This window comes from Paenibacillus monticola, from assembly GCF_009664975.1.
GTDB lineage: Bacteria > Bacillota > Bacilli > Paenibacillales > Paenibacillaceae > Paenibacillus_AQ > Paenibacillus_AQ monticola.
Genome location: NZ_WJXB01000006.1, coordinates 158,500 through 172,858, shown reverse-complemented (window position 1 = coordinate 172,858; position 14,359 = coordinate 158,500). Strand labels below are relative to the sequence as shown.

Annotated in this window: 14 protein-coding genes; 13 read left to right on the top strand and 1 reads right to left on the bottom strand. The window is 46.7% G+C overall.

Annotated elements, in window-relative coordinates; translation table 11 throughout:
- The first annotated feature begins 18 nt into the window (after positions 1-18).
- The 3 genes from GJB61_RS17630 (at position 19) to pnp (ending at position 3,774) form a co-directional block, all read left to right on the top strand.
- Positions 19-966: a bifunctional riboflavin kinase/FAD synthetase gene (locus GJB61_RS17630; protein ID WP_338115913.1), complete on the top strand. Its 948-nt coding sequence runs from the start codon at positions 19-21 to the stop codon at positions 964-966.
- A 150-nt stretch (positions 967-1,116) separates the two neighbouring features.
- Entirely contained in the window at positions 1,117-1,386 is a 270-nt protein-coding gene (rpsO, locus tag GJB61_RS17625; RefSeq protein WP_154120246.1) for a 30S ribosomal protein S15, read from the top strand.
- Positions 1,387-1,671: 285 nt separating this feature from the next.
- On the top strand, positions 1,672-3,774 hold the full coding sequence (gene pnp, locus GJB61_RS17620) for a polyribonucleotide nucleotidyltransferase (protein ID WP_154120244.1): 2,103 nt from the start codon (positions 1,672-1,674) through the stop codon (positions 3,772-3,774).
- A 103-nt stretch (positions 3,775-3,877) separates the two neighbouring features.
- Here the strand turns inward: pnp and GJB61_RS32215 are convergent, their stop codons facing one another.
- Entirely contained in the window at positions 3,878-4,003 is a 126-nt protein-coding gene (locus tag GJB61_RS32215) for a hypothetical protein (RefSeq protein WP_267490822.1), read from the bottom strand.
- 53 nt (positions 4,004-4,056) lie between these two features.
- Between GJB61_RS32215 and GJB61_RS17615 the strand changes: the two genes are divergently transcribed.
- The 10 genes from GJB61_RS17615 (at position 4,057) to GJB61_RS17570 (ending at position 14,281) form a co-directional block, all read left to right on the top strand.
- A complete protein-coding gene (locus GJB61_RS17615; protein ID WP_154120242.1) occupies positions 4,057-5,043 on the top strand; it encodes a polysaccharide deacetylase family protein in 987 nt (328 codons plus the stop codon).
- Between the two features lie 77 nt (positions 5,044-5,120).
- A complete protein-coding gene (locus GJB61_RS17610) occupies positions 5,121-6,386 on the top strand; it encodes a M16 family metallopeptidase (RefSeq protein ID WP_154120240.1) in 1,266 nt (421 codons plus the stop codon).
- Positions 6,364-6,810, top strand: a complete 447-nt coding sequence (dut, locus tag GJB61_RS17605) for a dUTP diphosphatase (protein ID WP_195724375.1) — start codon at positions 6,364-6,366, stop codon at positions 6,808-6,810. Before GJB61_RS17610 ends, dut begins: the two co-directional genes overlap by 23 nt.
- 196 nt (positions 6,811-7,006) lie before the next feature.
- Complete coding sequence (dpsA, locus tag GJB61_RS17600; protein ID WP_154120236.1) at positions 7,007-7,903, top strand: dipicolinate synthase subunit DpsA; 897 nt, start codon at positions 7,007-7,009, stop codon at positions 7,901-7,903.
- The gene (locus GJB61_RS17595; protein ID WP_154120234.1) at positions 7,904-8,500 is read left to right on the top strand and encodes a dipicolinate synthase subunit B; all 597 of its coding nucleotides are present in this window, start codon (positions 7,904-7,906) and stop codon (positions 8,498-8,500) included.
- Positions 8,501-8,782: 282 nt separating this feature from the next.
- Positions 8,783-10,003, top strand: a complete 1,221-nt coding sequence (gene dapG / locus GJB61_RS17590) for an aspartate kinase (RefSeq protein WP_154120232.1) — start codon at positions 8,783-8,785, stop codon at positions 10,001-10,003.
- A gap of 16 nt (positions 10,004-10,019) precedes the next feature.
- Positions 10,020-10,895: a 4-hydroxy-tetrahydrodipicolinate synthase gene (dapA, locus tag GJB61_RS17585; RefSeq protein ID WP_338115912.1), complete on the top strand. Its 876-nt coding sequence runs from the start codon at positions 10,020-10,022 to the stop codon at positions 10,893-10,895.
- A 526-nt stretch (positions 10,896-11,421) separates the two neighbouring features.
- Entirely contained in the window at positions 11,422-13,098 is a 1,677-nt protein-coding gene (locus GJB61_RS17580; protein ID WP_154120230.1) for a ribonuclease J, read from the top strand.
- Between the two features lie 194 nt (positions 13,099-13,292).
- The gene (locus GJB61_RS17575) at positions 13,293-14,072 is read left to right on the top strand and encodes a ClpP family protease (RefSeq protein WP_154120228.1); all 780 of its coding nucleotides are present in this window, start codon (positions 13,293-13,295) and stop codon (positions 14,070-14,072) included.
- Entirely contained in the window at positions 14,069-14,281 is a 213-nt protein-coding gene (locus GJB61_RS17570) for a YlzJ-like family protein (RefSeq protein ID WP_154120226.1), read from the top strand. The genes GJB61_RS17575 and GJB61_RS17570 overlap by 4 nt, the downstream gene beginning before the upstream one ends.
- The last annotated feature ends 78 nt before the right edge of the window (positions 14,282-14,359 follow it).

The window sequence follows — 14,359 nt, the reverse complement described above, 5'->3', positions numbered from 1 at the left end:
TTGTAGGTGATTACCAGCGTGAGAACTGTAACGTTAACCTATCCAATGTCGTCGGAGACTGCTGCACATTGGGCGCAGCCTCAAGTGGCTGCCCTAGGGCAGTTTGATGGCCTGCATCGCGGACATGCCAGTGTCATTAGTTCCGCTGTAGCTATGGCTCGTAAAGAAGGCGTACCGGCTGCAGTCATAACTTTCCACCCTCATCCGAAGGATGTTATGGGCAAGGGAGATTATGAGGGATACTTGACACCACAAAGGGACAAGCAGCAGCTGCTTGCCGGAATGGGCGTCGATATTCTGTATATTGTTGAATTCAATGAACTATTATCCCAAGTGAGCCCGAAGAATTTTGTCAATATCATGCTGCTGCCGCTGCAAATTGTAACAGCAGTGATCGGATTTGATTTCCGCTTTGGCTACAAGGGTGAAGGCGATGCGGACATGCTTCGTATGCTGGGTGAAGGCATTATGGCTGTGGAGACGGTACCGCCGTTCCTGCTTGAAGGACAGAAGGTAAGTAGCTCTGGGATTCGGAAATCCCTCCAGAACGGCGAACTTGCGCTTGCAAATGCATGGTTCGGACGCAACTATCATCTGCGTGGGGTGGTAGGACATGGTGAAAAGCGGGGGCGTACCATCGGATTCCCGACCGCAAATATTCAACTGGATGATCCTTTTGTCATTCCTGCAAAGGGTGTTTATGCGGTCAGAGTCTTTCATGATGGTAAAATTCTGCCCGGCGTCATGAATGTGGGTGTGAAGCCTACCTTTCACGATGGCGTAATTGCTCCGACTTTCGAGGTGCATCTGTTCGATTTTGCCGGGGACTTATATTATCAGGAACTCAAGGTAGAATTGGTTTCATACATTCGTCCTGAGCGTAAATTTGATTCTATAGAAACTTTGATCGCGCAGATCACTGCGGATGCCGAAACCTCCAAAAAGCTTTTGGAAACTAATTCATAAACTGCATCAGACAAGTCGTTTACTTTTGTCAATGAAGGTGCTATACTGATTAACGTTGCTGGACTGACGGCAACATAACCTTAGCTTGGTTGTTCGTTCTCACCGACGGTAACGAGGCTACAGGCGATTATATTGAAGGAGGTGAACAGGATGGCTTTGACTCAAGAACGTAAACACCAATTGATTGACGAGCACAAAACTCATGAATCCGATACTGGATCCCCTGAGGTGCAAGTTGCTATCCTTACGGAGAACATTCTTAATTTGACTGACCACTTGCGTACACACAAGAAGGATCATCATTCTCGTCGTGGATTGTTGAAGATGGTTGGACAACGTCGTAAACTTTTGGCATATTTGAAGAATAAAGATATCAGACGTTATAGCGCCCTGATCGAAAGATTGGGATTGCGTCGTTAATATCCAATAAGATTAACCTTAAAGCAGCCTGGTTGTATACCGTATGTCCTTCTCGGAGCGACAGCGGGACAGCCGGGTTGCTTTTTGAAAATTTAGGGTAAACTTTTACAAGCAAGATGATATTATTCGCAAAAACGGCTGCTTTACCTCTATCGTGAGGCCAAGCCGTTTTTGCTTGTATTGCATACAGTACCGGCTACTTCGACAGTTATTCGGTTCAATTAGATTATCTCGTTAACCTGCTATATTGAACAGCGGGTCTACTACCATTCAAGGAGGGGTTTTATGGAACAACGTGTGGAAATGCAATTGGGCGGAAGACGCCTTGTGCTGGAAACCGGCCGCTTGGCCAAGCAAGCCAATGCAGCTGTAATGGTTCGTTATGGTGATACTGCAGTATTGTGTACGGTTACAGCTTCAAAGGAACCAAAGGATTTGGATTTTTTCCCGCTTACAGTGAACTATGAAGAAAAATTATATGCGGTAGGTAAAATTCCGGGCGGATTTATTAAACGCGAAGGCAGACCTAGTGAGAAGGCTATTCTGTCTTGCCGTCTGACTGACCGCCCCATTCGTCCTTTGTTCCCAGAAGGCTTCCGTAATGACGTCCAGGTACTGAATATGGTTATGAGTGTGGACCAAGACTGCTCACCGGAAATTGCTGCTATGATTGGTACTTCTGCGGCACTGAGTATTTCTGATGTTCCTTTTAGCGGTCCAATCGGAGGCGTGGCTGTAGGCCGGGTCAACGGAGAGTTCGTAATTAATCCTGATATTGCTCAACAAGCTGCAAGTGATCTATATCTGGTTGTTGCAGGTACCTATAACGCTATTATGATGGTTGAAGCGGAAGCTAATGAATTAACGGAAGATGTTATGCTCGAAGCGATCATGTTCGGACATGAAGAAATCCGTAAAATTGTCACAACTATTGAAGAACTGGTGAAGCTTGCCGGTAAAGAAAAGATGGCTGTGAAGCTGCACGCTGTGGATGCTGTTGTTAACACTGAAGTTCGTGCTTTTGCAGAAAGCCGCTTGGTGGATGCAGTGAAAATTGCTGAGAAGCATGCCCGTCAGGAAGCTATAGATGTTGTGAATGATGAAGCGGTAGCGTATTTCGCTGAGAAATACATAGAAGCGCCGGAACTTCTGAAGGATGTCAAGGAAGCATTGCATGACATTGTTAAAGAAGAAGTAAGACGTCTCATTACCCATGATAAAGTTCGTCCAGACGGTCGTAAGCTTGACGAAATTCGTCCAATTGAATGTGACACAGGTCTGCTGCCGCGTACACACGGCTCCGGTCTGTTTACTCGCGGTCAAACTCAAGTACTCAGCGTATGTACGCTTGGTGCATTGGGTGATGTGCAAATTCTGGATGGTATTGATCTGGCCGAAACGAAACGGTTTATGCATCATTACAACTTCCCTCCGTTCAGCGTAGGTGAAGCCCGTCCACTAAGAGCACCGGGTCGTCGTGAAATCGGTCACGGAGCATTGGGCGAACGTGCATTGTCCAAGGTTATTCCTAGTGAAACCGAATTCCCGTACACCATTCGTCTAGTATCTGAAGCTATTGAATCTAACGGTTCTACTTCCCAGGCAAGTATCTGTGCCAGCATACTGGCAATGATGGATGCAGGTGTACCTATCAAAGCACCGGTAGCCGGAGTAGCTATGGGTCTCATTAAGGACGGAGATCACGTTTCGATCCTGACTGATATTCAAGGCATGGAAGATCACCTCGGTGATATGGACTTTAAGGTAGCAGGAACAGCAGAAGGAATTACAGCTATTCAGATGGACATTAAGATTGATGGCATCGACCGCAAAATTCTGCAGGAAGCATTGCAGCAGGCTAAAGAAGGACGTTTGTTCATCTTGGACAAAATGCTCGAAGTGATTGCAGAACCAAGACCTAACCTGTCCAAATACGCTCCGAAGATTATTATCATCAACATCAATCCGGACAAAATCCGTGATGTTATTGGTGCTGGCGGTAAAATTATTAATAAGATTATCGAAGAAACCGGCGTGAAAATCGACATCGAACAGGATGGCCGTGTATTCATCGGTTCTTCTAATGAAGAAATGATCCAAAAGGCTCGTTCGATTATCGAAGGCATTGTACGTGAAGTGCAAGTCGGCGAGATCTACGTGGGTACGGTGAGACGCATTGAGAAATTCGGTGCATTTGTCGAACTGATTCCAGGTAAAGATGGATTGGTACACATTTCCCAACTGTCCACTGAACGCGTAGCTAATGTGGAAGATGTTGTAGCCATCGGCGACAAGATCACTGTGAAGGTAACCGAAATTGATCAGCAGGGCCGCGTCAACTTGTCGCGCAAAGCTGTATTGACCTCGGAAAGCGGAGCTAAGGCTTAAGACTGATTTAGTCCAATTGCATGTTTGAAAAGAGACAGAGACGAATACGTTCTGGCTCTTTTTTTAAATATAAGAAATTATATGTTCCACCCGATAACTTATCCTACATTTCTCGAAGAAACGGATGCCATCCATAGAAGGACGGCGAATCCGTTTCTTCTTGATTAAGATTAGGCAATCCGTTCTGCATATTTTCTTCTGAAGGCTCATAGGCTGGGACTAGCGTCATAGTGGTTGTACTAGACACTAATTGATCAGTTTCTGCTGGGGAGGAAGTTTGTCATGAAGACGGAAAAAGCAGCGCTAGTACTAGCCTGTATTGCCATAGTAATAGGAATTGGGAGCAGTCGTGGGCCCGTCAAGGATATGCTGGCTCAAATGAGGGCGCAGAGTGGACTACCTGTCTGGAGTAATGCTCCTAAGCAACAGGACGATACTTTGCGCAGGCAGATTGAGAGCACAGCAGCCAAGCTTTCTGCTTCTCCCGTAGATGCAACCGTTGACCGGGTGTGGAAGGCGATTCCAGGGTACAACGGGTTAGAGGTAGATGTCGAGACTACGTATAGGGATGCTCTTTTGCAGGGGGGGAATACCCCGGTCAAATATGTATATCGGCAAATCGCACCGAAGGTATCCCTGGATGATCTGGGAGCGCAGCCTATTTACCGGGGGAATCCGGCTAAGCCAATGGTGTCGCTTATGATCAATGTAGCATGGGGGAATCAATATATTAAACCAATGCTGGATATTCTGGATGAAGAGCAGGTAAAGGTTACTTTTTTTCTGGATGGCAGCTGGTTAAGCCATAATGTTGAGCTTGCAGCAGAAATGCTGAAGCGCGGACATGAAATGGAGAACCACGCCTATACACACCCGAATATGAGTACTTTAAGCCATGACCGGGCCACTGCGGAAATTGAGAAAACACAAAAACTGCTAAAGCAATCCCTTGGAGTGACCAATAAATGGTTTGCACCGCCTTCTGGTGATTTTGACCAAGAAACGGTGGATATTGCCACCAGATTGGGATTGAAAACGGTGCTTTGGACATTGGATACCGTTGATTGGCGCAATCCGACACCTGAATCGGTCATTGCTAAGATTACAGCCAAGGTGGAGCCGGGTACGCTGATTCTAATGCATCCGACAGCCTCGTCTTCTAAGGCGCTGAGGGGCATGATTCGCGGGATTAAAGGAAAAGGATTAATGCTAGGCACAGTCAGTCAAACTCTGTCAGCGGAGCGTCTGACGCCCTCTACAGTTGAGTGAATGGGCAGGTTCTGGTAGGATGAATAAATGCGTCATAATAACGAATAGAAACATGGCTATGCCAGGAGGATTTTGAATTGGAAAAAATACTGTTATCCAACGGTTTACGAGTAGTTCTGGAGAAAATTCCGACTGGGCGATCCGTCTCCTTCGGAATCTGGGTGAAGACTGGCTCCCGAAATGAGATTCCCGAAAACAATGGGGTTTCCCATTTTGTTGAACATATGCTTTTTAAGGGTACGGATCGTTATAGCGCCAAGGATATCGCTGAGCAATTTGATGCCATTGGCGGCAACGTTAATGCCTTTACCTCTAAAGAATATACATGTTATTATGCAAAAGTGTTGGATGAGCATCTTCCGATTGCAGTAGATGTGCTGGCTGACATGTTCTTCCGTTCACGAATGGATGCTGAAGAGCTGGCGAAGGAAAAGAACGTCATTCTTGAGGAAATTTCCATGTGTGAAGATACGCCGGATGACCTGGTGCACGACCTGATGTGTGCAGCCGCTTATGGCGATCACCCACTTGCCTATACAATACTCGGGCTGAAAGAACGGTTGCAGGAAATGACGCCGGACCATCTCCGAAGCTATATGAAAGATCAATATACGATCGAAAATACGGTGATCAGCGTAGCTGGTAATATTAATGATGGGCTGATCGAGCTGCTGGAGCAGCATTTTGGTTCGTTCACTAATCATGGCACCGCTGCACTGCTGTCTCCACCCGTTTTTCATGGCGAGCTGGTATACCATCGTAAAAAAACAGAGCAAAATCACATCTGTCTATCCCTTCCAGGTGTTAAGTCGGGCGATCCGCTGCAATATGCGATGGTGCTGCTGAATAATGCTATCGGGGGCGGGATGAGCTCACGGATGTTCCAGGAAATCCGAGAAAAGCGCGGATTGGCCTATTCTGTCTATTCCTATCACAGTTCCCAAGCGGACAGTGGTTTGTTTACTGTGTATGCAGGGACTGCGCCTAAGCAGACTAAGGCTGTTATGGAGTTAATTAAAGAAATGATGTACGACCTGGCTACAAAGGGCCTTAGTGAGGATGAACTGAGAAAAGGCAAGGAACAGCTTAAAGGTAGTCTCATTCTTAGTCTCGAAAGCACAAGCAGCCGGATGAACCGTATTGGTAAAAATGAGCTTATGCTTGGAAGACACGATACGCTGGATGATATGATATCCAAAATTCAAGAGGTCACCATGGAGGATGTGGATCGTGTGCTGAACCTAATGTTCGCTGAGCCACTTGCACTAGCCATGGTAGGATCAACAGACAAAGCCATTGCAAATGTTAGGAGAGATGATCTTGTCTTACTACGTACAAATTAATAAGCTTCCAGGAAATGAAGATGTATTCATCCCCCGTAAGATGTCAGAACAAGCCTCGGGTTATGATCTGTACGCCGCGGTGGAGAGTGAAGTTGTACTTGTGCCGGGTGCGCGAGTGTTGATTCCAACGGGAATTTCACTGGCCATGCCGGATGGACTGGAGGCACAGATTCGTCCACGCAGTGGACTGGCGTTGAAACATGGCATTACCTGCCTAAATACACCAGGAACCATTGATGCAGATTATCGCGGAGAAATTAAGGTGCTGCTGATCAACCTGGGGCAGGAGCCTTTTGCTATCGTCCGCAATGAACGGATTGCCCAAATGGTATTTCAGGCTGTACCTTCCGTAACCTTGGTAGAAGTAGAGCAGCTAACCGATACCGAACGCGGCGCCGGAGGCTTTGGTCATACTGGGAAATAATATTTTTATTATAAAAAGCTTGCGAAATCATGCCTTAGGGCTCGATTCGCAAGCTTTTTTTGGAATATAAGAGGGCTATATTTCATCTCAAGCTGGTCCCGATGATTTCCTTCTGACGGCTTTTCACCCATCCTGTTAGCCCAGCATAAGATGCTCTATAGTCGAAAAGTGTAAGTTTGAAAGGAGCGTCATCCCTATGCTTACTGGCATCAGGATCGTGTTCCTGGGCGGGGACGCGAGACAGATTGAAGTGATTCGCAAATGTGTGGAAATGGATGCTACGGTAAGCGCTGCCGGGTTCGATAAGTGGGAGGCCCCAAGCCCAGGGGTGAGCCTTGAACAAATGTCGGTGGAGCTGTTAAGTAATGCAGATGTACTTGTGCTGCCTACGGTAGGCTGTGATGATGTGGGAAATATTAACGCTCTGCTGTCTTCCCATCCCCTGCAATTACTCGAAGCGCATATTGCTGCATTGCCGTCACATTGTAAGGTTTATACCGGTATGGCCAAGAGCTACCTCCGTAACCTGTGCGTCAGGCATTCGTTAAAGCTGGTAGAACTGCTAAATCGTGATGATGTAGCCATTTATAACTCCATCCCTACTGCAGAGGGAGCGCTTGTTATGGCGATCCAGAATACCGATTTTACTATTCATGGCTCTACATCCATGGTGCTCGGGATGGGCAGGACTGGATTCACAATGGCAAGAAGTCTTCAGGGATTGGGTTCAAGTGTAAAGATAGGTGTAAGAAGACAGGAGCATTATGCTCGTGCAGAGGAAATGGGCTGGAAGCCCTTTATGACTGAAGAGCTGCTGTTGCATGTGCCGGATGTTGATCTCATATTTAATACGATTCCGAGCATGATTATTAACGCGCAGATCCTTTCACGTCTCTCACGACATTGCGTAATTATCGATTTGGCTTCCGCTCCGGGCGGATGCGATTTCCGATATGCGGAGAAGCGTGGAATTAAGGCGATACTGGCTCCGGGACTGCCTGGAATCGTTGCCCCTAAGAGCGCTGGAATTATTATGGCAAATGCGCTGATCCAGTCGATTTCCGACGACACTCTAAACAGGGGGGATGAATAAATGGATTGGCACGGAATTACAGTAGGTTATGCGATAACCGGATCACACTGCACGTTTGCTGAAGTAATGCCTCAAATCCAGCGCTTTATGGATGGGGGGGCGAACGTGGTGCCAATTGTTTCCGCATCAGTGCTGGGAACGGATACTCGCTTTGGCACATCGGAAAATTGGCTAAAACAGTTGAAAGATATAACAGGGAATGATATCATTTCTACAATTGTTGAAGCGGAACCACTGGGTCCTTCCAAGCTGCTGGATGTGCTGACCATAGCGCCCTGCACTGGGAATACAACGAGCAAATTGGCTAATGCCATGACAGATAGTCCGGTGCTTATGGCCGCCAAGTCGCAAATGCGTAACGGACGCCCCCTCGTACTGGCCATTTCGACCAACGACGGATTGGGACTGAATGCTGCGAATATTGCAAAGCTTCTAGTGACCAAAAATATTTATTTTGTTCCGTTTGGCCAGGATAACCCGCAAGGTAAGCCGAACTCACTAGTGGCGCGTATGGATCTTATCCCGGAGGCCTGTTATGCTGCTCTACAGGGTAATCAGCTGCAGCCGATGATTATCGAACGGTTTCATTCAGCATAGTACTCCTAGATGAATTAACTGATCCAGCTGTATACTAAAAGGGGAGATGAGCCAAATGAGCATCCATGTTGCGGCATGGAACGCCGTGCAAGTAGCTGGAATCGTCGATTCCCAACAAACATAGTCTTTTTTAGCTGCCGCCCCCACTCTGGAGGCGGTACAACCATTTATTAACATAATCTAAGGCGAAACTTGCGTATGGAAACCTCGTTCCATTTTGTGGGGGGATCTCCCTGCGTTTCTGTTAGTTTGTTTGCTTTGAAAGTAATGGAGGAATTATACATGGGTATTTTGGTGCAAAAATTTGGTGGGACTTCGCTTTCGACAGCTGGGGCTAGGGAACACGTCATTCGTCATGTCAAAAGAGAACTGGCGAGCGGTTATAGCCTGGTTATTGTAGTTTCAGCCATGGGCCGCCGTGGCGAGCCCTATGCGACGGATACACTACTGGATTGGGCCGTTCAGAACGGCGACGCGCTTCCAGACCGGGAAAAGGATCTATTGATGTGCTGTGGCGAGATTATCTCCGCAACTACGTTGTGCGGGCTGCTAGTAAATGAAGGGATCCTCTCGACTGTATTAACAGGGGCCCAAGCAGGATTTGTGACTGATAACAGCTACGGGAATGCCAGAATACTGGATGTGCGTCCAGAACGTATTCTACGTGAGTTGCGCGAGCATAAAGTAGTGATCGTAACCGGGTTTCAGGGTCAGACCGAAGCTGGTGATTTCACAACTCTGGGCCGGGGGGGAAGCGATACCTCGGCAACTGCACTGGGTGCTGCACTGCGTGCAGATATGGTTGATATCTATACAGATGTTAACGGAATTCTCACAGCGGACCCGCGTATCGTTGAAGATGCCAGGCCATTAACCGTCGTTAGCTACACCGAAATATGCAATATGGCCTATCAAGGGGCAAAAGTAATTCATCCCCGCGCAGTAGAAATTGCCATGCAGGCGCAGATTCCGGTACGCGTACGGTCTACTTTTTCTGAGACTGAAGGTACACTGGTAACGAATCCAGAAGGGTTTAGGGATATTCAGAACGGTATTGTAGACCGTTTCGTGACAGGTATTGCTTATGTTAGCAACATCACCCAAATTTCAGTGGAATGTCCGGAAGGGAATGGAACTGGTGTTCAATTACAGATTTTCAAAAGTATGGCTGACAACGGGATCAGTGTTGATTTTATCAATGTGACGCCAACGGAAGCCTTATATACTGTCTTCGACGATAAATCAGAACGAGCTATTACAGTTCTGCAGGAGCAGGGTTTGCGTCCTAAGAGCCTGTCCGGCTGTGCCAAGGTATCCGTAATTGGTGGAGGAATAAACGGAGTGCCTGGTATCATGGCCCGGATCGTAGAGGCGCTTAGTTCTCAGAATATTCAGATCCTGCAATCAGCGGATTCGAATACAACGATATGGGTGCTTGTGAAGAAGGAAGATATGGTGCAGTCGCTGCGCGCATTGCATACCAAGTTTGAATTACACCGCTGACAAGGAGGAATTCAAAGTGGATTTTGGAAGATTAATCACCGCTATGGTAACCCCTTTTGACAGAGATGGAGAAATCAACTGGGAAGCAACTTCACAGCTTGTCGATTATTTAATTGAAGAGCAGAGATCAGATGCTTTAGTTGTCTGTGGAACGACAGGTGAATCTCCAACCTTAAGCGATGATGAGAAGCTGCAACTGTTCTCTTTCGTATTGGAGAAGGCCGCTGGCCGCTGTAAAATCATTGCAGGAACGGGCAGCAACAGCACCAGACATTCGATTCAGCTGACCCAAAAAGCAGAGAGCATTGGCGTAGATGGTGTACTTCTGGTAGTTCCCTATTATAATAAACCAAACCAGGAAGGTCTTTACCAACACTTTGCAGCCATTGCTGCGGGAACGTCACTTCCAGCTATTTTGTACAATGTTCCCAGTCGTACCGGTATAAGCATGAGTGTGGCTACAACACTTCGACTGGCGGAAATTCCGAATATCGTGGCTACAAAAGAATGTGTGTCTGTTGATCAGATCACGCTGATTGCTTCGGCCTGTCCGGCTGATTTCCGTGTCTATTCCGGTGATGATTCAGCTGGTTTGGCAGCACTGGCAGTGGGGGGGCACGGTATTATTAGTGTAGCCAGCCATATAGTAGGAGCACAGATGTCAGAGATGATCGATGCTTTTACTAGCGGTGATGTAAAGCTTGCTGGGGAGATTCACCGGAGATTATTTCCTGTATTTAAGGGATTGTTCGAATGTCCGCAGCCGTTGCCGAACCCGTCAGCCGTCAAATATGCGCTGGGACTTCGGGGCTTGAACGTTGGATCAGTCAGGTTGCCGCTAATTGCACCGACCGAGGCTGAGGCGGCATTTATTGAGGCGCTGCTTAATTAGGCGGGTGTATGACAACTTACACAGATTTATCAAGATTAACCGGCATCTCTCTGGAGAGCCGGTTTTTAGTTTGAATATTTATAATATTTTTCTGAAATTATGGAGATATTTTAAGCAAAGAATTAAGGAACGCAGTCGATGACTTGTCTTTTGCCAAAAAAATCATGTATAATGATTCTTAAGTGACTGAGTGCGGCTAAATTAAATATGCGATAATCTTCCGTCAATGTTTTACATTGTGAGACAGGATAGGTCCTTGGATGAGTCTGTTCTTTCGTGCCAGAACTTCGCGCAAGGGGCGCGGCGATGAAGTTTTTGACGGCGTTGTTCGCTTCAAATATGAACTTTACTGCCCGGAGTCGGGAGCTTTCGCATTGAATAATTTTACAGACTTTCGGAATTTCCATGTTGATTTGTGGAAGCTATCAGCTGTTTGAAGATTGTGTTCAGCACCGCTGAAATATTTGAAGTTCATGTTTACAAATAAAAAGTATGACGTCCAACATCATAGGAGGGTTAGATTCATTTGTCCAAAAAAAATAATAACGATAAATTGATGATTTTCGCTTTGGGCGGAGTCGGAGAAATCGGGAAAAACATGTATGTCATTCAATATGGAGCTGACATTGTAGTCATTGATTCAGGACTAAAGTTCCCAGAAGAAGACATGCTCGGTATTGATATCGTTATCCCAGACATCTCGTACTTGACGGAGAACCGCGACAAGGTAAGAGGCATTGTGCTCACACACGGACACGAAGATCACATCGGTGGTCTCCCTTATGTCTTGAAGAATCTGAATGTTCCGATTTATGGAACAAGACTCACTTTAGGCCTTGTGGAGAACAAATTGAAGGAAGCAAACCTGCTTGGCGATACCAAACGAATTCTGATTGATGAAGATTCAGAAATTCAATTGGGCAATCTCACAGCAACCTTCTTCAGAACCAATCACAGTATTCCCGATTCAGTCGGCGTATGCATCGAAACACCAGAAGGTAACGTTGTTCATACAGGCGATTTCAAGTTCGACCATACCCCTGTTAACGGTCAATTTGCAAATCTGCACCGGATGGCTGAAATCGGAACTAAGGGTGTACTTGCACTCTTGTCCGATAGCACCAATGCTGAGAAACCAGGCTTTACACCTTCGGAAAGAAATGTCGGTATTGTTTTGGAAGATATTTTCCGCAAGGCTGAGCAACGTGTTGTTGTAGCCACATTTGCTTCCAATGTGCACCGTATTCAACAAGTGGTTAATGCTGCTGAATCGACAGGCCGTAAGATTACGGTAATCGGCCGCAGTATGGTTAACGTTGTATCCATTGCTTCTGAGCTTGGGTATCTCAACGTGCCGGATGGTATGCTGATTGAACCTGAGGAAATGAATAGAATGGCGGGTAACCGCGTAGTAGTTCTTTGCACAGGCAGTCAAGGCGAACCCATGTCTGCATTGACGCGTATGGCACGCTCCAGCCACCGCAAGGTGGATATCATGCCGGGCGATACCGTTATTATTGCAGCAACACCAGTACCGGGTAATGAGAAGTATGTAGGCCGTACGATAGATGAATTATTCCGTCTTGGCGCTAACGTTATCTACAGCGGCTCCAATTCTGGTGTTCACGTCTCCGGTCACGGTAGCCAGGAAGAGCTGAAGCTTATGCTCAACCTGATGAAACCTAAATTCTTTATTCCTATTCATGGTGAATTCAGAATGCAGCGCAGACATGCAATCCTTGCAGAAGCCGTTGGCGTTGAGCCACAGAACATTTTCATCACAGAAATCGGTGAGATTGTTGAAATTCAGAACGGTGCTGCTCGCAGAGCAGGTAAGGTAACTGCAGGCAACGTACTGATTGATGGCTTAGGTGTAGGGGATGTTGGTAATATTGTCTTGCGCGACCGCAAGCTGCTGTCTCAGGATGGTATTCTTGTAGTTGTTGTAACATTGAGCAAGCAGAATGGAGCAATTGTCTCTGGACCGGATATCATCTCACGCGGTTTTGTATACGTACGGGAGTCTGAAGGACTACTGGATGAAGCGAACCGTATTGTATCCAGTACACTGCAACGCCTCATGAGTGAGAAAGTAAATGAGTGGGCTTCACTCAAAACAAGTGTCAAAGATTCACTTGGCCGTTTCCTCTATGAGCAGACTCGCCGTAGACCGATGATTCTGCCAATTATTATGGAAGTGTAAGGAGAACTCCTCCTTAAATATATTTTGTAGGGCCAAGGCCCCTTTTCCCCGGAAATATTGGACGGTTTCCAGGGGGAGAGGGGTTTTTGTGTTGAGTTTTTGCATAATGCAGCACCCTGAAATGTCATACTAATGAAAGTTAATATGGCTGCAGCAACAGAGAGCTGCAAGCGTAAAAGGGAGAGCTGCGAACTATGGAGTACACAGAAGGATCTAATCCAGGCAAGAATGAGGAAGTTATTCCCGGTGAGGTGAGACCTGATCTCAATGAGATGATGCCTCCCAGCACAATCGGGGCACTGAAGGAGTTAGGCCAAACAGCGGTTCCAAACGGAGAGCCGGATATCTTTTGTATGACGATTATCGGCCAGATTGAAGGTCATTTCGTGCTGCCTCCCCATAATAAAACAACTAAATATGAACATATTATTCCACAACTGGTAGCGGCTGAGCAGAGCAAAAGCATTAAGGGGCTGCTAATTATTTTAAATACGGTAGGCGGAGATGTGGAAGCAGGACTGGCGATTGCCGAAATGATCTCCTCATTGTCCAAGCCAACGGTAACCGTGGTCATTGGAGGCGGTCATAGTATCGGGGTCCCAATCGCGGTGTCTTCCAGCTATTCCATCATTGCAGAAAGTGCGACGATGACCATTCATCCAATCCGCATGAATGGTTTGGTTATCGGAGTGCCTCAGAGCTTTGAATATATGGAGAAGATGCAGGAGCGAGTAGTTAAGTTTGTTACCTCACATTCACGTATTACCGAGAAGAAATTCAAGCATTTGATGTTCACGACTGGAGAACTCAACCGTGATATTGGGACGGCTGTTGGCGGGATGGATGCCGTTAAATATGGCCTTATGGATGAGGTTGGAGGAATTGGAGCTGCGCTCGCTCGACTGAACCGCATGATTGCCGGGAACAGCACTATAGACTCTTCAGAAGCGATAACAGGGGGGCTTACCCAATGATTCTTTATACAGTTATGCCAATGGAGCAGGTATGGGAAGGAGCACTCCATACGTTCCCGCCTGTACGCGAGATAAGCATTAAGGGAGTGTTGATGCAGGTTGAACCACTGGAGGAAGGACGAGCCCGTATTGTACGTCTTCTAGATTGTTCGCTAGACCGTTATTTGGATCCAGCGCTCTCTCCCGGAGCGATTATTTCGTTAACATAATGATGCAATTTCTGACAAAAGAGAACATAGGTACGCCACGCCATTATATGGTATAATATTGTTCCGGGGGTGGCTGGC

What these genes read in the sequence shown, in the direction of transcription:
- GJB61_RS17570 (WP_154120226.1), top strand. Translation starts at nt 14,069, where the DNA reads ATGATTCTTTATACAGTTATGCCAATGGAGCAGGTATGGGAAGGAGCA.
- rpsO (WP_154120246.1), top strand. Translation starts at nt 1,117, where the DNA reads ATGGCTTTGACTCAAGAACGTAAACACCAATTGATTGACGAGCACAAA.
- GJB61_RS17615 (WP_154120242.1), top strand. Translation starts at nt 4,057, where the DNA reads ATGAAGACGGAAAAAGCAGCGCTAGTACTAGCCTGTATTGCCATAGTA.
- GJB61_RS17595 (WP_154120234.1), top strand. Translation starts at nt 7,904, where the DNA reads ATGGATTGGCACGGAATTACAGTAGGTTATGCGATAACCGGATCACAC.
- GJB61_RS17575 (WP_154120228.1), top strand. Translation starts at nt 13,293, where the DNA reads ATGGAGTACACAGAAGGATCTAATCCAGGCAAGAATGAGGAAGTTATT.
- dpsA (WP_154120236.1), top strand. Translation starts at nt 7,007, where the DNA reads ATGCTTACTGGCATCAGGATCGTGTTCCTGGGCGGGGACGCGAGACAG.
- pnp (WP_154120244.1), top strand. Translation starts at nt 1,672, where the DNA reads ATGGAACAACGTGTGGAAATGCAATTGGGCGGAAGACGCCTTGTGCTG.
- dapG (WP_154120232.1), top strand. Translation starts at nt 8,783, where the DNA reads ATGGGTATTTTGGTGCAAAAATTTGGTGGGACTTCGCTTTCGACAGCT.
- GJB61_RS32215 (WP_267490822.1), bottom strand. Translation starts at nt 4,003, where the DNA reads ATGACGCTAGTCCCAGCCTATGAGCCTTCAGAAGAAAATATGCAGAAC.